Origin of the sequence: Vibrio sp. JC009 (assembly GCF_029016485.1) — a bacterium.
Classification (GTDB): Bacteria; Pseudomonadota; Gammaproteobacteria; order Enterobacterales; family Vibrionaceae; genus Vibrio.
Genome location: NZ_CP092107.1, coordinates 744,054 through 766,220 on the forward strand (window position 1 = coordinate 744,054; position 22,167 = coordinate 766,220).

Consider the following 22,167-nt stretch of genomic DNA (forward strand, 5'->3'; position numbering starts at 1 on the left):
GGTAAGGATGATCTATATGAAAATCAGAGCTCCTTTCACAAAACAGAGGTCAAAAGGGCTAATTGAGATAATCACAGTGATGGCACTGCCCTGTATGCTGGTATTAGCCGGTCTGGCGATAGATATTGGTAAAGGGTACCTTGTTAAAGCCGAAATTCTCGCTGCTGTGGATGCTGCCTGTATTGCGGCCGCGCGGGAAATAGGTGATAGCCCGGAAGCAGCAAACGAAGCTGCAACAATGGTGTTCTATGCCAATATTAACGATGGTTATCTAAATAGTGATATTGAATTAGATACACCAATAAATTATTCAATAGATGGTCAGGGTAATATTACTGTTGATATCAGTGCTACCGCAGTAATGCCAACATCACTTATCCGTCTGTTTGGTTTTGATACTCTTACCATCGGAGCCGCATCACAAGCAGTTCGTCGCCCGGTTGACCTGGCCTTTGTTATAGATAACTCCTCATCACTTCAAAGTGTTGGTGACGATGTTATAGACCGTGCACAAGATTTTGTTGGCAAACTGCACACCAATATGGACCGAGTGGCACTGCTTGCATACGGACATGGAGCAGAAGTTCTGGCTGGATTCGACGATAATAACAGAGGCTTTGACTACGAAGAGAATAACTCAGCGACTCTGTGGGGTGACTTAGAAGGTATGACTTTCGATGGCTATACCAATCCGTCAGAGGGATTTTCTCTTGCACTGGATCAATTATTGGGACTGACAAATCCGGCAGATCTGCGAGTTATTGTATTTTTCACTGACGGTGCTCCAAATACTTTCTCATCTCAGTTTCTTTTAGATGTAAATAAGAATAAAGATGATGACGATGATAGCAAGTATATTACCGGCTCCCTGCGCGCATCCAGTGCCAGCTACGGCAGACCTCGGGGCTTGTATAACCATGAAAGTGTATCTCCAGAAACTGTAGATCCTCCGGGCTGGGAAGGAAATGGTATAGGCGATGAACTGGTCGAGCTCCCTGAATACTATAATGCCCACTCGAGCGACTATATACCTGAAGGAGCAGGCAATCCAGATTCAGAACTATTTTTAATAGTAAATAATAGTGCAGATGAAGACGGCGAATACAATAGTAGCTACGGATACAGACCAGTCAGCCAGTATAACCCATCTACTGATTCTTCATGGGACTTATTTGATAAGGTAAGCCGGATATCCAGAAACCTTCCAGAAGCTATGGCTGACCATGCTCGTGACAAGGGTATTATTGTATTTACCCTTGGACTGGGCCCACGCCTTTTGGGTCAGTCTGGTCCGGATGATGAAATCGGTAGCCACATGCTATATAGAATGGCAAACGATCCTGCTATTTTAGCCCCGAGCAACCCAGTAGCTGACAGCGATTATGATGTCACTCCTCCAAATGAAGACAACCTTGACGGAATATATTGCCATGCTATTGATGAAGATGCGCTTGGCCCATGCCTGGATGAAATTTTAGAAGTCATTATCCGACTTACAATGTAGCTTTCCGCAATGGCTTCGGCAGGCAGAGACCTATTCTCTGCCTGTTCTGTTTTCACGCTACCTTGCTCACACTGTCGCAGTTAACATTTTAAATTCTAACCAATTTCATACTAGGCTATTTATATCGCACAAGCTGTAAATGAGTAATTGATGATTAAAGCCATAAACTTCCGGTACAGCTCCCCCTCTGATCTGCAACAGGCAGAAGAAATCATTGATCTCGCCGTTCCGGAAAGAAATCTGATACAGATATTTACCAGTATTATGGATACGGATGTCATTGACTGCCTTCTATCAGAACTGACCCGCCGCTTTCCTAAAGTCCCGATTATCGGAACCAGCACTGCCGGTGAGATTTCTGGCAGCAAATCTACTCAGGAAGCCATTATCATTAATGTAGTGAATTTCGAGAGCTCCTACGCCTCTTCGTATCTTCTACCTGAATGCGATAGCTTTGAGGATGCCGGTAATGATATGGGGAGAATACTTGGTAAACAGAAAATAAAAGTCGTACTGGTATTTTACAGCGGTCTGTCCATTCTGCGCGAAGCGAACAGCGAAACCTTTGTTAGGGCACTGCAAAAGCAGATCCCTCAGGTTACCATTGCCGGAGGTCTGTCAGGAAAAATTGCAAACACCGGAAAAACCTTCGCCTTTACCGACAACGGGATCAGTGAAAAAGGTATCGCTTTTGCTGCTATCGGTGGTAAAAAACTCGAAGCATTAAATACGTTCAGTCTGAGCTGGGCACCTATCGGCAAACGATTTCTCATCACCAAAGCGGAAGGTAACCGAATCTACGAAATTGACGGAAGAACACCTCTGGATCTATACCAACACTATCTTGGAGAAACCCCTTCTATCGCCGAACCTCTCTCTGCTATCGAATTTCCACTGATGCGGGATAAGAAGGGAATGCAGGTTACCACCTCGCCCCATACCGTGCATGAAGATGGCTCCTTCGAATATCTGAGAGAATATTCCCAGGGGGAAATACTCCGCTTTGGTATCTGCCATATCGGCATCGTGGCAGAAGATGCCAGGAAGACCTATGAAAAGCTGTACGACTTCAAACCTCAGGTAAACTTTGTCTATTCCTGCGCAGCAAGGAAATCTGTACTGCAACAGGATACTGTTGTTGAACTACACCCACTGAATTCTCTCTGTCCCACATCTGGATTTTATGCCTATGGCGAATACTATTCAGACACCAAAGCCAGCCGTGCCCGTCTACTTTCTCACTCTATCAGCACCCTATCTCTGAAAGAGTGCGGCTGCAATACCGGAGACGCTTGTCCGGAGTACAAGATCAACCGTCATTTTGAGCGGATTGAATCCACAAGATTCAAGAAGATGCGTACACTTCACCGCTTTCTGAAAACGTCAGGCGATGAGATTGATTCACTGATTGAGCAGTTGGCTTCGCAGGCCAATATGGATGCATTAACCCAACTGGGTAACCGGCGCTTTTTCGATGAAAGATTCAGTGAGGAACTGGATAAACTAAACCGTGGCGGCCCGTCCCTTTCTCTGATGCTTATTGATGTGGATTTCTTCAAACTCTATAACGACAAATACGGCCATGTTGCCGGTGACAGCTGTCTGGCAAGAGTGGCTCAGGCGCTGGCACAGATAGCCAAAAATCATGACTGTATAGCTGCCCGCTATGGCGGTGAAGAATTTGCCATGATCTTACCGGAAACCGCTCAGGTCAGTGCGTTCAGAGTAGCTAAACATATCAACCAGGAGATTGAAGATCTCAATATCGACCACGACTGCTCTACTATTACCGATCATATCACCGTCAGTATCGGCAGCCTGACCATTGAAAAAACCACCGGACTTTCGAGCCGCGAGATCCTCCATCACTGCGATGAGCATTTGTATAAGGCCAAGCAACAGGGCAGAAACCGAACAGTAGGAGGAGTGCTCCAATAAAGCTGTACTATACTCAGTTCAGGTGATGGGTATAACGGATGCATATGAACCGCTTTTCTGTTCTCTTCTTACTGTTTTTACTGACTGCTCAGGTATTTGCCTCTGAAGAGCCGTTAAAGATAGTCACATTTAACTCTCCGCCATACAGCATGCTGACCAAAGGCAGGCATGAAGGGTATGCGACCGAAATCGTGCGCGCTATGCTGATGGAAATGCAACAAAATGTGCCTATTACTTCATACCCGTTAAAACGCGGCTTGTATTTTGCGCAGAACAACCAGAACACGCTTGTCTACCCGATTGCCAGATACTCCAATTTAGATGACCGCTTCCACTGGATCGGCGAAATATCCCAGACCCGGGAATATCTCTTCAGACATAAACTCAGGCCAGATATCCAGCTGACAAACCTTAACGATGCGAAAAAATACATTATCGGTGTGACCCGTGGCAGTCATATCATTGAAAAACTGACCGGACTGGGATTTCACCGCCTGCGTGAAGTAACAGATGCCACCCAGAACATATTAATGCTGAACAACAACCGGGTTGACCTTATTGCCTCTGACGATCTGATGCTGAGCCATCTTGTTGACCGCTACAACCGCAATAAAGAGACCAAGCTCGATCTGCATGATTATCAGAAGCTGGCGCAACTGCCAAAGTCAAAAAGCAGCCTGTATATCGCTCTGAGTAAAAACTCGACTCCTGAAATGGTCAGTTCCGTGGAAAATGCGTACAGAACCATACAGGAATCCGGCAAGCTGATTGAAGTCGCGCACTGGTGGACCAATGAACATGACGCTCCCATGCTGGCGGTCTACCAGAACGCCATCGCAATGAAGGGTTACCAGTGGGTAGATTACACCATTGAGGGGGCGGCCGGTGGCAATATGACCGAAGTTCTCAGATCCCGCGCATCCTCGCACAGACTTCCCCAGGCGATTCAGACCTATATGGGCCCGGCCGTCAGAGAATGGGCTGAAAAAGAAGCACTGCTGTTTCTTGATGATGTTGCCGAAAGTGAAGGCTGGCAGTCCGTCCTGCCGGAGATTATCGACAAAAACATCCGTTACAACGGCCATTACGTTGCCGTTCCGGTTAACCTGCAGAGGGTGAACTGGATGTGGGTTAACCCGGAGATTTTTAAACGTGCCGGCGCAAAACTTCCGCACAGCTGGGAGGAGTTTTTCCACGCAGCAAACCTGATTAAAAAGGCGGGATACACACCCGTTGCTATGGGCGGTTACGCCTGGCAGGAAGGCACCTTATTTGAGTCACTTGTGCTCAGCATAGGTGGTGCCGATTTTTATACCCGGCTGTTTGTGGAGCTGGACGCAGAGGCATTTCGCTCCCCCACTATGGCAAAAATTCTGGACACATTCAGAAAAATTGAAAGCCTGACTGACGGCGATATAAACCGCAGAGAACGAAACTGGGTACAGGCCACCGAGATGCTAATCAATAAGCAGGCAGCCATCTACTTTATGGGAGACTGGATACAAACGGTATTTCAGGACCATAACTTCCCTTATGGCCAGAAAGGGTATATCTGCATGCCACTGCCCGGTGGAGATGAGCTGTTTCTGGCAAATGCAGACGCCTTTGCATTTCCCAAAACCGATAAACCCCGCGAACAGGGCTCAAAAGCTCTGGCTAAAGTGATGATGGAGCAGGATGTGCAAGAGCAGTTCAATCTGATCAAGGGATCCATCCCGGCCCGCCTGGACGTCCCTCTCAATAAATTTGATGAATGTTCACTGATATCCGCACGCGTTGCCAAAGAAGGAACTATGGTGCCGTCATTTAACTTCAATCAGGCTCAGCCAGCTGCGATTCAACAGCCGGTCACTGCCATCATCAGCGACTTTTTCCGAAGCAATAAAAGCATCTCACAGATCCAGGAGACCCTTTACAGAGCCGTGACTAAATACAAAAGCTCAAACAAAAACAGACAGCCGTAATATTCGCTCCAACTTAATCGTTTTATAAAAAAAACCAGCCTTATCAAAGCCAGCTGGACTGGCTTTTTCTTAAAAATATTAAGTTGATCTTAATTTTTTCTAAATCGATTAAGAAAATATGTTCCAGCGCGCAGAATTGTTCGAATTCTGGTCTATAATTCATTTAATTGATGAATGAGCCGTCGACATCCATTTGGATCAGACTCTGGTTCATCCCTTTTTTTCAATAACAACCGAGAGAATACAGGTACCTTATATGTCAATTGCTGCATTTATCTTCGATCTTGACGGCATCATCACAGACTCAGCGGAATACCATTTCCTTGCGTGGAAAGAGCTGGCTGATGAGCTGGGCATTGAGATTGACCGTGAATTTAACGAACAACTTAAAGGCGTGGATCGCATGACCTCACTGGAGCGTATCCTTAACCACGGAGGTATGGCGGATAAGTTCACTCCCGAGAAAAAGATTGAAATAGCAACCCGCAAAAATGACCACTATAAAACCCTGATTCAGCAGGTTACACCAAAGGACATACTGCCGGGAATCCAGACGCTGCTTGATGACCTTAATGCAGCAGGCATCCCAATGGCTCTGGCCTCAGCAAGTAAAAACGCGCCTTTTATCATTGAAAGGCTGGGGCTGCAGGATTACTTTGCCAATATTGTTGATCCGGCAACCCTGAAAGCGAACAAGCCGGATCCGGAAATTTTTGTTCGCGGAGCAGAGATGCTGGGCGTAGAGGCGGCGCAATGTGTTGGCGTTGAAGATGCAGAAGCCGGTGTGGAGTCCATTCAGGCGGCAGGTATGTTTGCCGTTGGTGTCGGCGATGCCAACGCTCTGGCAAAGGCGGATCTGCTTTTATCCGATACGGCACAGCTTTCACTGAGTGAAATCGTAAAAGCGTTTGAAGACAAATAGACACAAGAACGATACCGGACAACGACTATGAAACAGATACTCACAAACAACTCTCTGGATACCGGCGATCTTGCGGTCAATGAAACGCTCTTTGCGCAGGGAAACGGCTACCTTGGCGTCAGAGGCAACTTCGAAGAAGGGTACACAGATGAAATAACCTCTATTCGCGGTAACTACCTGAACGCCTTTTACGAAGATATCACCATCACCTATGGCGAAAAGCTTTACGCCTTCCCTGAAACGGCGCAGAAACTGGTTAACCTTCCGGATGCACAGAATATAGAAATCTTTGTCGGCGAGAAACAAGAACGCTTCTCTGTTTTCACCGGCAAGGTACTAGACTACAACCGTGAACTGGATCTTGCCACAGGTATCAGCACCCGCAGCATCGACTGGCGTACTGAAAACGGTGAAGAGATCCGTATCCGCTTTGAACGCCTGGTATCACAGGTTAAGAAAGAGCTGTACGCCACACGTGTCACCCTAGAGCCGCTAAACGGAAGCATACCGGTTCGCATCGTCTCCGGAGTCGAAGGTGATGTTGAAAACTTTACCGCAGTCAATGATCCACGCGTTGCTGCCGGACACGCTAAATTGCTGAACCTTCGCTCAGTATCTGCTGGCGAGAAGGCTCAGTTGATCTCCAGAACCAACAACTCTCAGCTTGATGTTGCTGTGAGCTGCAACCACAGCCTTTCAGGAGAAGCACGTTGTGAAAACAGCGCCGGTGAAACGGCATATAGCAGCAGCTTCGAACTGGATCTGGACAGAAAAGTATCCCTGACCAAATATGTTGTCTTTACTGACAGCCGCCGCCATGAAAACCCGTCAGATTCCGGTTATGCACTGCTGAACGAATACTCAGACCATGACTTTGATACGCTGGTAGCAGAACAGACCGGGTATATGAACCGCTTCTGGGCTAAGTCTGATATCAGTGTTGCCGGTGATGAAAAACTGCAGGAAGGCATCCGCTTCAACCTGTTCCAGTTACTGCAATCCGTGGGCAGAGATTCGGTCAGTCAGATCGCAGCAAAAGGCCTGTCCGGTGAAGGATACGAAGGCCACTACTTCTGGGATACCGAAATCTATGTGCTGCCTGTGTTTATTATGACTCAGCCTGAGCTGGCTAAAAATCTGCTCAGCTTCCGCTACAACACACTCGATGGGGCCCGGGCCAGAGCAAAAGAGATGGGACACCAGCAGGGAGCCCTGTTCCCGTGGCGAACCATCAGCGGCAGCGAATGTTCCGCCTTCTTCCCGGCAGGAACGGCTCAGTACCATATCAGTGCCGATATCGCCTGGGGCTTTGTTCAGCACTATCTGGCAACCAACGACAGTGAATTCGCCTTTAACTGTGGTGCAGAAGTGCTGTTTGAAACCGCACGCCTGTGGCTGGCAACCGGACACTTCAATGCAAAAGAGCAGTTCTGCATTGACTGTGTTACCGGTCCGGACGAGTACACCGCACTGGTAAACAATAACTACTACACCAATGCGATGGCGCAATATAACCTACGCTGGGCTGCAAGCTTCTATCAGATGATGAGAGAAGAAGCACCGGATCAGCTTAATCAGCTTATTGCAAAAATCGGTTTGCATGCTGATGAGGCTGCGGCATGGCAGAAAGCAGCGGATCAAATGCTGCTTCCATATGATGAATCACTGGGCATTAACCCTCAGGACGATAGCTTCACCAACAAAGCCGTATGGGACTTCGCCGGTACTCCGAAGGAAAAGCACCCGCTGCTGCTGCACTACCACCCGATGACACTATACCGCTATCAGGTGTGTAAGCAGGCCGATACCGTTCTGGCGCACTACCTGCTGGACGGTGTGGCTGACGAAGATACCATGGCGGCCAGCTACGGTTACTATGAGAAGATCACCACCCATGACTCTTCACTTTCATCCTGTGTATTCAGCATTATGGCCGCGCGTTTAGGTCAGTTAGACAAGGCGCGCAACTACTTCTCGGAAACAGCACGTCTGGATCTGGATAACACCCACGGCAACACAAAAGATGGCCTGCATATCGCAAACCTGGCTGGCACCTGGCAGGGTATCGTGTTTGGTTTCGGTGGTGTGCGACTGCACGACGACGCGCTTCGCCTTGCACCATCACTGCCTTCCGGCTGGGACGGCTACCGCTTCAACCTGAGCTACCGCGGCAGCGATATTGAAGTAAGTGTTGATAAAGAGAATAGCGTCATCCGCCTGATAAGTGGTGAACCTGTCATGCTGGATATCGACAACAAACGAGTCCTGCTCGACGGAGAAATCCGTCAGTTAACAATTCATTAAGATAAGCCAGCCAGAACAATCACTTGTTCTGGCTGGCTATTCAATTTTATCGCCACTATTGAATGTCACCATTTTTTCCAGACAATAAGAAGCAACGACGGAAAAAAAGGAAAACCGGATTAATGAAAAGCATTCTTTGTTTTGGAGATTCCAATACCTGGGGATACTCACCTGCAGATGGCGGGCGCTATCCGAAAAACAGGAGATGGACAGGCATCTTAGCCGGGAAGCTGTCAGATAAGTATCACGTTATTGAGGAAGGCCAGCCAGGCAGAACCACCCTTTTTGATGACCCGTCAGCGGGTTTTACCGGCGGCAGAGACGACCTGAAACTCTGTATGGAAACACACCAGCCTGACATTGTCATTTTAATGCTGGGGACCAATGATCTGAAAGCAAACTTTAACCAGTCCGCCAGTGATGTTGCAGGCAATCTTGCTACGCTTGTCCGGGATATCAAGGCTTCATCCACTGCACCCGCGAAGATAGTTCTCATCTCACCACCGGAAATTGAGGAAGTCGGTCATTTCGGTCAGTTTTTTGTGGGAGGAAAGGAAAAATCACAGCATTTTACTGAGCACTTTCGCAAAACAGCAGCCGAGCTGGATTGCCTGTTTTTCGACAGCAAGGACCATGTTAAATCAAGCCCGGTAGACGGTGTTCACTGGGAAGCTGACCAACATCAAAATATGGCATATGCAATTGCTATAAAGCTTGAAGATTATCTCAAATAGAACATTATACTGACATATTTGTACATTAAACTGCCCTCGCTAAATACAAGTGACCTCAAGGTGTGATCCTAAAGACGAGTTTACCGGGGTTTACATCGGTGCAGTCTCTTTTAAGTAGTTGGTTTAGGGAAATGAATATACTAATTTGCGATGATTCCGCTCTTGCAAGAAAGACACTTTACAGAACAGTAAGTACAGAAATATCAGCAAAAATCTTTTTCGGTGAAAACGGTCAGGAGGCGGTGGACATTTTATCCACCTCTGATATTGACCTTATGTTTCTGGATCTGACTATGCCGGTCATGGACGGATTTGAAGTTCTCAGTTCACTGCCTGTCAGCGACTATAACACTCAGATCGTTGTCGTATCCGCTGATATTCAGGAAGAAGCGAAAGCCCGTTGTCTGAGCCTGGGAGCAAATGCTTTTATTGAAAAGCCGTACAAAATTGACCAGATACAATCCGTATTAGCCCCGTTTCAGCACTCATCTTCAGAGCCTGAGCCTTCTCTGCCAGAAGCCGACGAAGCGCAATTTGATATCGATGCAACAAGCAAATTCAAAGAGTTAACCAATATTGCCCTGGGCAGAGGCGCTGCAATTCTCTCTGACCGGGTTGGTCAGTTTATTAACCTGCCTATACCCACCGTTGGCTATTTCGAAGCCAGCGAACTGAAAATGATCATCAGCGATGTGTTGCAAAGAGATTCCATGCACGCTGTCACACAACGCTTTGTCGGTGGCGGCATTCATGGCGAATCCCTGGTGTGCATGCGGGGTAAGAATATAACCGAACTAGCCGCAAAGCTGGGGCTGGGCGGTGCTTCAATCAGCCAGAGTGAGCTGGTAATGAATATCGCATCCCTTTTGGTTTCTACCTATCTGAATTCACTGGCTCACCAGTTGGTCAGGAGCTTTTCACTCAGGCAGCCAATTCTTCTGGATCACAACGTTTGTGAGTACCTTACTGAGCATCAGATTGAGCAGGGTGCTTTTACTATTGAATTTACCTATTTTGCTGAAGAACTGGATTTTGAATGCGAAATGCTGCTTTTGTTAGATCCAGACTCTCTGGAAGTGATTAAATCGTTAATGGAGAGGCTGTAATGAGCGAAATTACTCTGGATTTAAAAGAATTTCACTGGTCCCTGCAGGTTATGAACACCATAGATGTTGGCCTGGTTGTGCTAGATAAAGAGTATAAGGTCTGCCTGTGGAATGACTTTATGCAGAGCTACAGCGGCATCAATGCCGACAAGGTCATGCAGAAAAACCTTTTCGAAGTGGTCGATAACCTGCCTAAAGAGTGGCTGAAAGCCAAAATAGACACCTGTACCGATCTGCGTAACCGCGTTTTTTCAAATTGGGAAACCACTGCGCATATTTTCGACTTTAAAAACTACTCGCCACTGTCGCAGGGACTTGAGGCCATGTATCAGAATATGGTTATCACCCCCCTGACCTCCCTGAACGGTGAAGTTTCTCATGTCTGCCTGATGATCCAGGATGTATCGGATGTGGCGAAAAGCAGGCTGCACCTGCGTGCATCAAATCAGAAACTGGCAACGCTCAGCCGTACCGATGGCCTGACAGGGCTGTTTAACCGCGCTTACTGGGAGTCCTGTCTGGTGACAGAGTTTGAGAAAATCAGACTCACCCATTCCCCCTCTTCACTGGTTATCTTCGATATCGATCACTTCAAGAAAGTGAATGATACCTACGGACATGGTGCTGGTGACGAAGTTATCCGCAAAACAGCACAGGAGCTGAGAAAAACCGCGCGTACCAGCGATATCTGCGGTCGTTACGGCGGTGAGGAGTTTACTGTGTTACTTCCTGAAACCACTGCCGATCAGGCACACTACTTTGCTGAACGTCTGAGAAAACGCATAGAAAACCTGTGCGTAGAGACGGAAGAGGGCAATATCTCTTATACAATCAGCCTTGGCATCTGCGAATTTAACAGTAAACTGGAAACCCATCTTGAATGGTTGGAAAAAGCGGATCAGGCTCTCTATCAGTCGAAAAACTCTGGCCGTAACCAGTCAAACGTAATGACCCTATAACAGGAAGAGTAATGATTAAATTAGCCATAATCGGAAGCAGCTGGATTACAGAAAAGTTTGTTGATGCCGCGATAGCATCCGGTGAGTTTGAACTGGCGGGAATCTACTCACGCTCTATATCAAAGGCAAAAAACTTCCTGCCTTCACTGCAGAGCAAAGAGTGTGCGTTCTTTGACGACTTAACTACCCTGGCACAGGATACCCGTATAGACGCGGTATATGTTGCGTCCCCAAACAGCCACCACTGTGAGCAGGCTTGTCTGCTGATGGAACAGGGAAAACATGTAATCTGTGAAAAGCCTCTGGCGTCAAATGCCGCGCAGGCCAGCAAGATGTTTAGTGTGGCAAAGCGAAACGGCGTTATCCTGTTTGAGGCGTTTAAAACGGAATTTCTGCCAAACTTTATTGAGCTGAAAAGAAACCTGCCAGCGGTAGGCCGGCTAAGAAATGTTTACCTGAGCTACTGTCAGTACTCCTCCCGCTATCAGAAGTACCTCAATGGTGAAAATCCGAATACCTTTAATCCGGAATTTTCCAACGGCTCTATTATGGATATCGGCTATTACTGCGTATCAGCAGCGGTTTCGCTGTTCGGAAAACCGGAATCTGTGCTTGCCAGCGCCAAACTGCTGAACTCCGGTGTTGATGCCCACGGCAGCGTGATCCTGACCTACGAAAACTTTATTGTCGCCATTCAGCACTCTAAAGTTTCCGATGGTGTCATTGCCAGCGAAATTCAGGGCGAAGACGGCGCTATTGTGGCGGAACACTTCTCTGAATGTGACGGCTTCAGCATCCAGAAAAAAGGGGAAGCTCCAAACTTTATTTCGCTGGAGCAGGAAGAGAACTCTATGATCTACGAAGCTCTGGAGTTTGCAGAGCAAATCAAAAAAGGCGATATGTGGGAAGCACCCATTCAACGCTCACTGGCGGTTGCTGAAGTTATCACCGAAGTGCGCAAGCAGACAGGTGTGGTTTTTCCTGCTGATAGTTAAGGCATTCTGCCCAGCTTAGAAAAGACTCCGTAAGTCTCTCGTTCCCACGCTCCAGCGTGGGAACGCATATCAGACTAAAATAAACCGCATACAACATAGCACTCTCGATATTTAATTTTCTTTACTTATCAAGAGATTAATTACCTTTCGAATATTGTATAAAAATGAAAGAAGCGAGGAACCTGTAAGCCCGGTATGCATTCCCACGCAGGAGATGTATGGACTCCCGGCTCCCTCAGGAGTAGCGTAATAAGCGACCAAACTTTTACAAAAGGAGTCCATACATGAAATATTCTACCGTTATTGCTATTGACCTTGCAAAGAGTGTTTTTCAGGTCTGTAAGATGAATTTCGATGGCAAGATTATTTTTAATCGAGAAATGAGCCGTAAGAAACTGCTGGAATTTTTAGCCAGGGAAAAAGCAACACTGGTAGCAATGGAGTCATGCAGTACAACCAACTATTGGGCTCGATATGCTAAAGAGCAAGGGCATGAAGTGAAGGCTATTGCCCCACGTCGGGCAGCTGCATTCAGGCAGGGCCAAAAAACCGATGCCAATGACGCTATTGCCATTGCTATCGCAGCTACGCAATCTCAAATAAAATCCTGTCGCATACCAACCGTTGAAGAGCAGTGTCAGCAATCCATCGTTCATATGCGAGATCTACTGGTTAGGCAGAAGGTAAGTATAAGTAATCAACTGCGTTCCTATTTACTGGAGTTTGGCATTCCGATCACTAAAGGTGATAAAGCATTGAGAGAAGCCATTCCTTATGTTCTTGAGGACGCTGATAACGGATTAACCGGCCAGTTTAGAGCTTGCCTGAGTCAGATGTATGAGCAGTTTATAAATTTGATAGAGCAAGTAGAAGCTTTTACACAACAACTACAGCAGTCAATAGCGCAAGATAAAGTGTGCAGGCGGTTACAAGCTCTGGAGGGGGTTGGCCCAGTATGCTCAGTTTTATTAAAAGTAGCGTTAGGCCAGGCAGAGCATTTTAGTAAGGGTAGAGAAGCTTCAGCTTGTCTGGGGTTAACACCCGTTCAACACAGTAGTGGTGGTAAACAGAAAATAGGTTCTATCGCTAAAAAGTGTGGTCACAACATGTTGCGTAGTGCACTCTTTCGAGGAGCCTTAACAGTTGTGTGTAAACTGGAAAAACGAGAAGCCCGGACAGGAAAAGAGCAATGGCTTAAAGATCTGACCACAAGGCGAGGCAAAAAAGTTGCAGCTATTGCTTTGGCAAATAAAACGGTGAGAACGGCTCTTGCCATGATAAAAAGTGATGAGGAATATAAGCCACAACCACTTGTGGCTTAATACCAGGTTAGTCAAAAAGAACGTAAGAACAAACAGGTAAGACCAACCTTCAAGAGACTGGCCCATGCTCAGGTAGAAACTACCGTGCGGGAGATAAAGTCATGAAGGTGCGAATACATCGAAGAGGCCGAGGTAGCTCCTCAGTTAGAGCCCGTATATAAGCAAGCATCTGACCTCTGTTCTAATAAACTTTTTGACAACACCCGGGAGTCCATATAAGCATGGGAACGAGGCACCTCGAACGTTATAAGCTCTCAACTACCTACTCACCGCCAGATAAGTCCCTGCCAGAATCATAATTCCACCAGCACTGCGATTTAATCTTCTGTGCGCCACTGGCGTCTTTAACAACTGAGAAGCGCGCGCAGCACCATAAGCAATCAGCATAAGACCAAGTGTTAACGCCACAGAAGCCAGTGAAGCCGCCAGTGCTATATCCTGCGCCTGCAGCACAGTCAGATCGATAAAGGTCGGTAAAAAGGCAATATAGAAAAGGATCACCTTAGGGTTTGAAGCCGAAATCAGAAAACCCTGAGTAAAGCCTGCAATATTGGAAATCTCGCGAAGCTTTTGCGGTTCAGACTCAATGGTCTGTTTTGCAGCAGGCAGGGTTTTAAACATCTTATAGCCAAGATAGATAAGATAAGCCGCGCCCACGTAGCGGATAACCACAAATACCTCAGACCAGTTTTCGGCAATCGTCGCCAGACCAAAACAGGCCATGATCAGATAAACCACATCACTGGCTACCATACCAAGTGCCAGAGCCAGGCAGCTCCTTGAACCATGCACCAGTGCTCGCGCCAACATCGCAAACACTCCCGGCCCCGGAGTCACGCTGAATACAAAAATGGCCACAAAAAAGGTAATTGCTCCCTCAAAAGACATCTTTACTTCCCTATATAAATCAATCCACACCCTGTTTTATCACAGTTACAAATGAATACTCAATAAATAATTATTCACCCAAACCTTCCACCCCCCTCGTTCCCATGCTCCGGCGTGGGAATGCATATCTGACTAAAAATAACCGAAAATTGTATAGCGTTCTTGGCGTTTAATTACCTTTGCTTATCATGGCATTGATCGCTTGTGAGTTAATGAATAAAGATGAAAGAGTTGAAGGGGCTTTATGTCCGGTATGCATTCCCACGCTGGAGCGTGGGAACGAGGAAAGACATTAGAATATAGGTAGTTACAGACCTTTTAGGTATTGTGCATTAGTGGTGGGAGAAATCTTATCTGCTAGCAACTTCCCGGCTTCGGCATTGCCTGTGATCAACTCACGGAAAATCGCAATAATCTCTGGCTTATCAGCCTTAACACTGGTTTCAGTCTGAATATTTCTGAGATCAATCAGGTAGTCGCTAAACAGCTCCGGAAGCTCTTCAACAACCTGTGTATTCATAAAATGGTGCTGGCTGTAAATGCAATTATATTCACCCTTCTGCTTGTCAATAATATAAGCAGAGTCCTTCAGGTTGATGATGGATGTATGCTTGTTGCATCTTGGCAGACAGCCTCTGTTAATTTTCTTTTTCTTACAGCCGATGCTTTGCTGGAACAGGCACTGCCTGCTGGTCATCACCGCAATTGGATGGTAAATGCTGTGGTATAACCTGAAATCTTCCGGCGTTACCAGCCTTTCCATCTGTCTTTTATTGATCTCGTTGGAGATAAATGCGCCAGAGCAGTTAAACTCCTCTTTCAGCGCTTTTAAAGCAAATGAGTTGGCGATATTCAGCTGAGGCCCGGCGATCCAGTCAATGCCCAGCTCAAACGCCGCCCAGCCTATTCCCAGATTATTGGTTACAATCTGCTTTGGCTTAATTTCGCTTAGCAAACGCACGGCGGCATCATAATCTTTGTCAATTAGCACTGCCGAGAACCAAGGGGTCAATTGAGGGTTACTGCGAAGCAGTTCTTCCATCTGTGCAAAGTAATAATCAAGACCATCCGGCAACTGGTAGAAAACATCTGCGCCACTTTGAAGCGCACTGGCAATATCCTCTTTTGATGAAATCAGCACTGACAGCTCAGGCTGCACTTGCTTTTTCTCACCGGCTTTTAATGCATCAAGAATAACGGTTTCATGAACGCCTTTGCGCTGAGCAAACTCAGCGCCCGTCAGTGATTCATCCACCTTAAGCGTCGCCAGTCGGTTCTCTACGGTTTTGATAATCGCGGTTTTATCGTCATACAGCTTCTGCTTCACCTCTGATACATCGTCTCCGGTCAGATCGACAAAGTGCTGAACCGAATTATCCCGCGGATTGTCGATATACATCTCTTTGCTGATCTCGCCCTGAAGGTAACCATCTGAAAAATCGCGGTTGTAGACGGTATACAGCTCTTTTGTATCTTCAAGCAAGCTGTCTTCTTCGCACAGGCTGTCTATCTGTCTGCGCCAGTTATCAACCACAGTATAAACATAGTGAGAGCCCTTAATCCTGCCCTCTACTTTCAGCGAATAGACACCCGCATCTGCCAGTTGCTTAAGATCAGCGAAGGCTGAGTTATCTTTCATATTCAGAGGGTGACGAACACCGGCTTCGGTCAGCTGAAACTCATCACGGCATGGCTGACTGCATCTGCCACGGTTACCGGATGCACCGTTGCGAACAGAGCTGACATAGCAAAGACCGGAAAAACCGATACAGTAAGAACCGTGAACAAACACTTCCATCAGGACATCATGCTGATGACCGAACTGCGCCAGACGGGTGATTTCATTGATATTCAGTTCTCTGGACAGGTTTACCCGGCTGGAACCAAATTGCTTAAGCAGCTGGATTTGACCTTCGTTATGGGTATTAAGCTGAGTAGACGCATGAATATCAAGCTGCGGATAATAGTGCTTGAGAATATAAGCCAGACCAAGGTCCTGAAAAATCACCCCGTCAATTTCGGTTTTCAGCAGGGTGTTAAGCATGCGCACCAGTGCGGCGATTTCCGACTCCATGATAATGATGTTTAAGGTAACAAAGATCTTACAGTGGTGCTGATGAGCGATATTAACCACTTCATTCAGCTCATCAAGGGTAAGGTTGGTAGCGCGATTACGGGCGTTAAAGCGGTTCAGTCCACAATAGACAGCATCAGCACCTGCAACAATCGCAGCTTTAATTGATTCAGCATCACCACCCGGTGCCAGTAGTTCAAATTGGCTTTTATCCACAGAAGATCTCAATATCGGTTCAGAACAAAGGCGGGTATTCTACCGATCCTTGCTGCGGATGTCCTGTGGTAATTGAAAGGCTCCTAACGGCTGACTATTATACACAAAACATTAAAGTGACCAGAGAATGGTTAAACCACCAAAACTTAACCCCATGAGAAACAACCCCTCCCAGCCTCCCCTTCGATGCTACTTCTTCGAAAATCCGTCCTTTCGAGGCTAAGGGGAGGAGCATTCTTTGGCTCCTTAAACTTGTGTATAAGAAATAGCCTGACGGAGCCTCTGAATTTACTTCCTTCGGCCTTTCCCGCCACCAGGAGGCTCAGGTATTTCCGAAGCATCAAGATACCCGTCACGGTTCTTATCCAGCCTGTCAAAATCCCGTGCCAGAGGGCCTTTTACTTCATCTCTGGACAACTTGCCGTCACCGTTTCTGTCCATCATGGAAAGCAGGCTGTTACCAGAGCCGGGGCGTCTGGAATCCATCCCCATCCCGGGAAGATCACTCTTGCCTTTCATCATTTTACCCAAAGCTTTTTCACCCGTTGATTCGCTTCCTGTCAGCGTATAGATCTTTGAATCACGAACAGTGGTTTGCGGATTTTGCTCGAAAGCGGTATGACTATCGGTCACACAACGAACATAGTTGTTCACTCTTACCGAATCACCCTGAGGCCCGTGCCCCTTAGAATAATCCTGCCCGGTACTGACTTTTGGATCACTTCTCTGAGATCCCGCCCCATGAACATCCAGCCAATTACCACCCATGTAACCAAGTGAGCGGCCAAAAGCAATATAAGCAGCATTTTTGCTATTGCGTAGATTTTTATGAGTGGTACCAGTCCAGTAATAGGCATAATCCAGCTTTCCTGCTTCGTTGACGATAGATGTGGTTTTAAACAAAGGGTTTATCGAAGCGCTATTGCTGGTTTCAGGAGAACGGCTGTAGTCAACAATGGATTCAAGCTCTTTTGCATTTGGTAAGCGCCAGTTAGTCGTACCGGCCAGGGACAGGTTTTCACAATAGGAAAGTGCAGAAGGCCAGTTCATTGCCATCTGGCTGTCATCCTTCTGCCAGATCAACCCGGTTGCCTTGTCAGTTATGCTGCCGTTCTGATTGTCAGCAAAGTCATTGATGCCGTAGTCGGTATTACCGCGCACAAACAGAACGTAGAACTTTTTCGCTTCATTGCCGCGGGGGGATTTCATTCCATAGCCTTTGATGCGGCCATCGATAAAGTTTACGCCAAAGACAGTTTCATCCCCCCTCATAGTGGTAGAAACGTATTTGGTGCTGCTCAGGTACTGGGCATCAATCAGTCTCTCACCTGACTTGGTATCACCAGAATTAAAACCGAAATACCTGTGGTCGATAAAAGGCATAATGGCAACATCGCCCTTAACACCATTAAGCCCGCTTGGGTCCTGGCCGTCGAACAGGATAAGAGAATAAAGCTCTTTAATCGTCGGGACGCGCCAGTCTGTGTGACCAGCCAGAGCCAGAGTTTTTGCATAAACCGCAGCCTCATCGTAGCTCATCTTATCCGCAACGCTTATTTTCCCGTCTCCGTTGATATCAATGGAGCGGGTCCACATCAGGCGGGTATTATTGTCCGTTACTGTGCCATTGCCGTTGTTACCGTAGCTTGGCTGAAACCCTTTGTACTGAGAGTCCTGCCCGTAACCCGTATCTCCGGGCGCCGGACAAGTGGCCAGCGAATCATTAACACCCAGGCATTCGGACTGATTAGTATCGACGACAGCGAAAGTCAGCTTTTGCGCTTCTTGTGTTGTATTCGCCTGCAGACCTGATGAGCTAAGCCCGCCTGCAATCAGTGCAAGGCCAATAACAATCCTGTTGAGATTTAATTGATGGCTGATGTTCATCTCTTTCTCCGGATAAATACATAACATATTAAGAAGTTAATAAAATAATAAGCAGCAAATATGGAGAAAGTTAGGAATAAGGAGAAGAGAGATAACAAACTTGAATAAAGAGAGGGTATGCCACTACATACCCTCAGGTGAAATAGTTAATCCTGCTCTTTTGCCGGCAGAGCTTTCAGTATGGTTGAGGCAATCAAAAATGAAACCAGTGTCGACACCAGAATAGCCAGCGGTACACCTATTAATGATGACTGCGGCGTCATCAGCAGGATAGAGAAAATGGAGCCGGGTGAAGCAGGACTTACCAGACCCGCATCAAACATGGTCAGGATAAACAGGCCACTCATACCACCACCAATTACGGCAATAATCATTTTCGGGTTCATAATAACGTAAGGGAAATAGACCTCATGAATACCACCGAAGAAGTGAATAATCGCCGCTCCGGCACCACTTCGCTGCATCGTTCTCTGGCCAAAGACAATATAAGCCAGCAACACTCCAAGGCCAGGCCCCGGATTGGCTTCTATAAGGAAGTATATCGAGTGCCCCTGCTCAAGCGACTGAGCAATTCCCAGGGGTGAGAATATACCGTGGTTTATCGCATTGTTCAGGAAAATAACCTTAGCAGGCTCAACGAAAATGGAAGTAAGAGGGAGCAACCCGGAATCAACCAGAAACTCTACTGCACCAGCGATAAATGCTGACAACATAGCCACAAAAGGCCCTACTAAGTAAAAGGCCAGAATGGTACAAATCATCCCCACAACACCGGTAACCAGATTATTTACCAGCATCTCAAAGCCGCTTTTTATCTTCCCTTCGACCTGCTTGTCCACATACTTAATGCAGTAACCGCCCAAGGGACCCACAATCATAGCTCCGAGGAACATTGGCACATCGGTTCCGACAATTGCCCCCATAGTGGTCGCAGCTCCGACTATGGCTCCCCTTTCACCATCAACAAGTTTACCGCCCGTATAACCGATCAAAATGGGAAGGAAATAATAGATCATCGGTTCTATCAGAGTGGCAAGCTTCTCATTTGGCACCCAGCCAGTGGGTATAAACAGAGCGGCTATAAAGCCCCAAATAATAAAAGCCCCAATATTAGGCAGAATCATATTTGACAAGAACCGCCCAAGATTCTGAACTCTGGTTTTTAAGGACGCACTTATCATACAACCTCTTTTAACAATTACCTGTACACATCAAACTTATTCTAGCCCCGAAATCAAGCAATTAACATACGATATATCGCTAAATGTTACCCCACCGATATATTTTTGTATTACATAAAGAAAGCACCGCTTAATGCTTAATAAATAAGCAGGTTTTTGATAAAAGTAATTTTTATCCTCGCTTTCTCCATAATTCCTCCTCATTTCAGCAGTAAATTTAATCCCGAGTGAAAGCCCAACCATTTCACTCAGTTTTCATTTTTGAATAGACACTCTATTGCGTTTAGCGCCATAGCAGTACGATAACTCCCCAACGCTATCGTATTTGTTATGGCGTATTTTTTTGCGCCGAACTCTGGCAGATATGCTTCCACACCCTCTCTCCTGCCGCATGCAGCCTGGTTTCAGAGCGGTATGCGAAGATTTCGGTGGACAGTGTTGTCCGCTCCTCATCAAGAATAATAAGCTGCCCCTGTTCCAGTTCTTTCTCAATGGCATATTCAGGCAACCAGCCCAGCCCTTCGCCCTTAAGAATCAACGCCTTAACAAGATCTGTCATTGATGATGAAAAAACCGGCTTTAACGGATAAAGGTTGCTGACCTCTTTTGTCAGCCTTCCCATATAGCTTGATGTTGAATGCATAATCAGCGGCATAAGTTCAGTCTCAGATAACGGATACTTAGGCAGGCCTTTTGCGTCCGGCACACACACGCAGTAGTTCTTTGAATCTCCGAGTTTATAATGCAAATAGGGCTCTGTTAACAGTTCCGGATTACGATAACTTAAAACGATATCGCAGGCGCCCTCTTCCAGCATTTTTACCGCATCATCCACGTCAATGGCTCTTACATCCAAAATGATATCTTTCTCATCAGCAAAAAGATTAAACCGCAGCCCCGGTAAGATATCGGTAGCAATGGAATGCCCGGCCACCAGACTCACCTTCTGGTTACCAAGCACAGAAAGATCGCTCAGCTTATCCAGCTCATATTCCAGCTGTACTGTCAGACTGCGGGCACTGGTACGAAATGCCTTCCCATTCTGAGTCAGTGCTATCGGCGTAACACTACGATCAAACAGCTGACACCCCACCGCATTCTCCAGAGCCTGAATCCTGCGGCTAAACGCTGACTGAGTAACATTCCTCTCCTCCGCCGCCCTGGAAAAATTCCGCAACTCCGCCAACACCAAAAAATCCTGCAACCACTTAGTCTCAATATTCACCATAACCCCCCCTTATTCCCTCATATATGTATTCCCACGCAGAGATGGATGCAAGAGCCACTTCTCCTCATCACCCTATAGCCCCATAACCCCATAACCACACCTGCCACCTGCCACCTGCCACCTGCCACCTGCCACCTGCCACCTGCCACCATTATGCACAATCCGCATACCCCCACCACTCTTTTCATTTCTTATCCGCCATCAAGTTTGATAATTTCACCACCAGATTAAGGAGAAAAGATATGAACAAAAAACTGGGAATACTAGGCGGAATGGGCCCAATGGCCACAATAGACTTTGCAAGACGAATCTTAGATAAAAGCCCGGCACTTTCCGACCAGGAACATATTCCCATGATCATATCGAATAATCCTGCGATCCCTGACCGCACCCGATGCATTTTAAGTAATGGGGAAAACCCGCTGCAAATGATGCTCAACAATCTGCAAAGCCTGCTGGTTTCAGGTGCAACCAAAATCGTAATACCCTGTAATACCGCGCATTACTGGTTAGGAAAACTTCAGGAGTCAAAAGAGGCGTCTTTTATCAGCATCATAGATACGGTTGCTGGCGAAGCTCAGAAAAGAAAGATGAAGTCTGTTGCCATTATGGCCACTGATGCAACAATTCAGACCGGTATCTATAAAGATGCCATCCTGAAAAGAGGTATGACTCCGGTTCATCCGGACAGCCTTGATCAGGAGAAAATAATGGCAGGTATCTATGCCGTAAAATCAGGGCGCATAGATGAAGGGAAATCGCTAATGTTACCGATTTACGAGAAGCTAATTAACCAAGGATGTGATGGTGTGATCCTGGGTTGCACGGAAATCCCGCTTGCATTTGAGTCACTAACGGAGCTGTATAAGGCTAAGGCACTGGACTCACTGGACATTCTTGCGCAGCAATGTGTCGATTATTACTACTACCAGGCATAATATCCAC

General features: G+C 46.8%; 15 protein-coding genes and 1 pseudogene. 11 read left to right on the top strand and 5 right to left on the bottom strand.

Annotated elements, in window-relative coordinates; translation table 11 throughout:
- The first annotated feature begins 16 nt into the window (after positions 1–16).
- The 10 genes from L3Q72_RS18245 (at position 17) to L3Q72_RS18290 (ending at position 13,748) form a co-directional block, all read left to right on the top strand.
- Complete coding sequence (locus tag L3Q72_RS18245; protein ID WP_275133588.1) at positions 17–1,504, top strand: vWA domain-containing protein; 1,488 nt, start codon at positions 17–19, stop codon at positions 1,502–1,504.
- 150 nt (positions 1,505–1,654) lie between these two features.
- Positions 1,655–3,442, top strand: coding sequence for a diguanylate cyclase (locus L3Q72_RS18250; RefSeq protein WP_275133589.1), 1,788 nt, complete (start codon positions 1,655–1,657; stop codon positions 3,440–3,442).
- A gap of 44 nt (positions 3,443–3,486) precedes the next feature.
- On the top strand, positions 3,487–5,406 hold the full coding sequence (locus L3Q72_RS18255; RefSeq protein WP_275133590.1) for an extracellular solute-binding protein: 1,920 nt from the start codon (positions 3,487–3,489) through the stop codon (positions 5,404–5,406).
- Positions 5,407–5,662: 256 nt separating this feature from the next.
- Positions 5,663–6,328 (top strand): beta-phosphoglucomutase, encoded by a 666-nt coding sequence (gene pgmB / locus L3Q72_RS18260; protein WP_275133591.1) that lies wholly within the window; start codon positions 5,663–5,665, stop codon positions 6,326–6,328.
- 27 nt (positions 6,329–6,355) lie between these two features.
- Positions 6,356–8,632 (top strand): glycosyl hydrolase family 65 protein, encoded by a 2,277-nt coding sequence (locus L3Q72_RS18265; RefSeq protein WP_275133592.1) that lies wholly within the window; start codon positions 6,356–6,358, stop codon positions 8,630–8,632.
- A gap of 122 nt (positions 8,633–8,754) precedes the next feature.
- Positions 8,755–9,366, top strand: a complete 612-nt coding sequence (locus L3Q72_RS18270) for an SGNH/GDSL hydrolase family protein (protein WP_275133593.1) — start codon at positions 8,755–8,757, stop codon at positions 9,364–9,366.
- 131 nt (positions 9,367–9,497) lie between these two features.
- Positions 9,498–10,472, top strand: a complete 975-nt coding sequence (locus L3Q72_RS18275; RefSeq protein ID WP_275133594.1) for a response regulator — start codon at positions 9,498–9,500, stop codon at positions 10,470–10,472.
- Positions 10,472–11,431, top strand: a complete 960-nt coding sequence (locus tag L3Q72_RS18280) for a diguanylate cyclase (RefSeq protein ID WP_275133595.1) — start codon at positions 10,472–10,474, stop codon at positions 11,429–11,431. The genes L3Q72_RS18275 and L3Q72_RS18280 overlap by 1 nt, the downstream gene beginning before the upstream one ends.
- An 11-nt stretch (positions 11,432–11,442) precedes the next feature.
- Positions 11,443–12,426, top strand: coding sequence for a Gfo/Idh/MocA family oxidoreductase (locus tag L3Q72_RS18285; protein WP_275133596.1), 984 nt, complete (start codon positions 11,443–11,445; stop codon positions 12,424–12,426).
- 284 nt (positions 12,427–12,710) lie between these two features.
- Positions 12,711–13,748 (top strand): IS110 family transposase, encoded by a 1,038-nt coding sequence (locus tag L3Q72_RS18290; RefSeq protein ID WP_275129398.1) that lies wholly within the window; start codon positions 12,711–12,713, stop codon positions 13,746–13,748.
- Positions 13,749–14,006: 258 nt separating this feature from the next.
- Here L3Q72_RS18290 and L3Q72_RS18295 read toward each other — a convergent pair whose 3' ends face one another.
- The 5 genes and pseudogenes from L3Q72_RS18295 to L3Q72_RS18315 form a co-directional block, all read right to left on the bottom strand.
- Positions 14,007–14,636 (bottom strand): LysE family translocator, encoded by a 630-nt coding sequence (locus L3Q72_RS18295; protein WP_275133597.1) that lies wholly within the window; start codon positions 14,634–14,636, stop codon positions 14,007–14,009.
- Positions 14,637–14,943: 307 nt separating this feature from the next.
- Positions 14,944–16,926 (bottom strand): peptidase U32 family protein, encoded by a 1,983-nt coding sequence (locus tag L3Q72_RS18300; RefSeq protein ID WP_275133598.1) that lies wholly within the window; start codon positions 16,924–16,926, stop codon positions 14,944–14,946.
- A gap of 288 nt (positions 16,927–17,214) precedes the next feature.
- Positions 17,215–18,813, bottom strand: coding sequence for a DUF1566 domain-containing protein (locus L3Q72_RS18305; protein WP_275133599.1), 1,599 nt, complete (start codon positions 18,811–18,813; stop codon positions 17,215–17,217).
- A gap of 152 nt (positions 18,814–18,965) precedes the next feature.
- Positions 18,966–19,994 (bottom strand): annotated as a pseudogene (gene mtlA, locus L3Q72_RS18310) (mannitol-specific PTS transporter subunit IIC); the annotation flags it as partial.
- A gap of 328 nt (positions 19,995–20,322) precedes the next feature.
- A complete protein-coding gene (locus tag L3Q72_RS18315; RefSeq protein ID WP_275133600.1) occupies positions 20,323–21,222 on the bottom strand; it encodes a LysR substrate-binding domain-containing protein in 900 nt (299 codons plus the stop codon).
- A gap of 242 nt (positions 21,223–21,464) precedes the next feature.
- Between L3Q72_RS18315 and L3Q72_RS18320 the strand changes: the two genes are divergently transcribed.
- Positions 21,465–22,160: an amino acid racemase gene (locus tag L3Q72_RS18320; protein WP_275133601.1), complete on the top strand. Its 696-nt coding sequence runs from the start codon at positions 21,465–21,467 to the stop codon at positions 22,158–22,160.
- Positions 22,161–22,167: the final 7 nt, after the last annotated feature.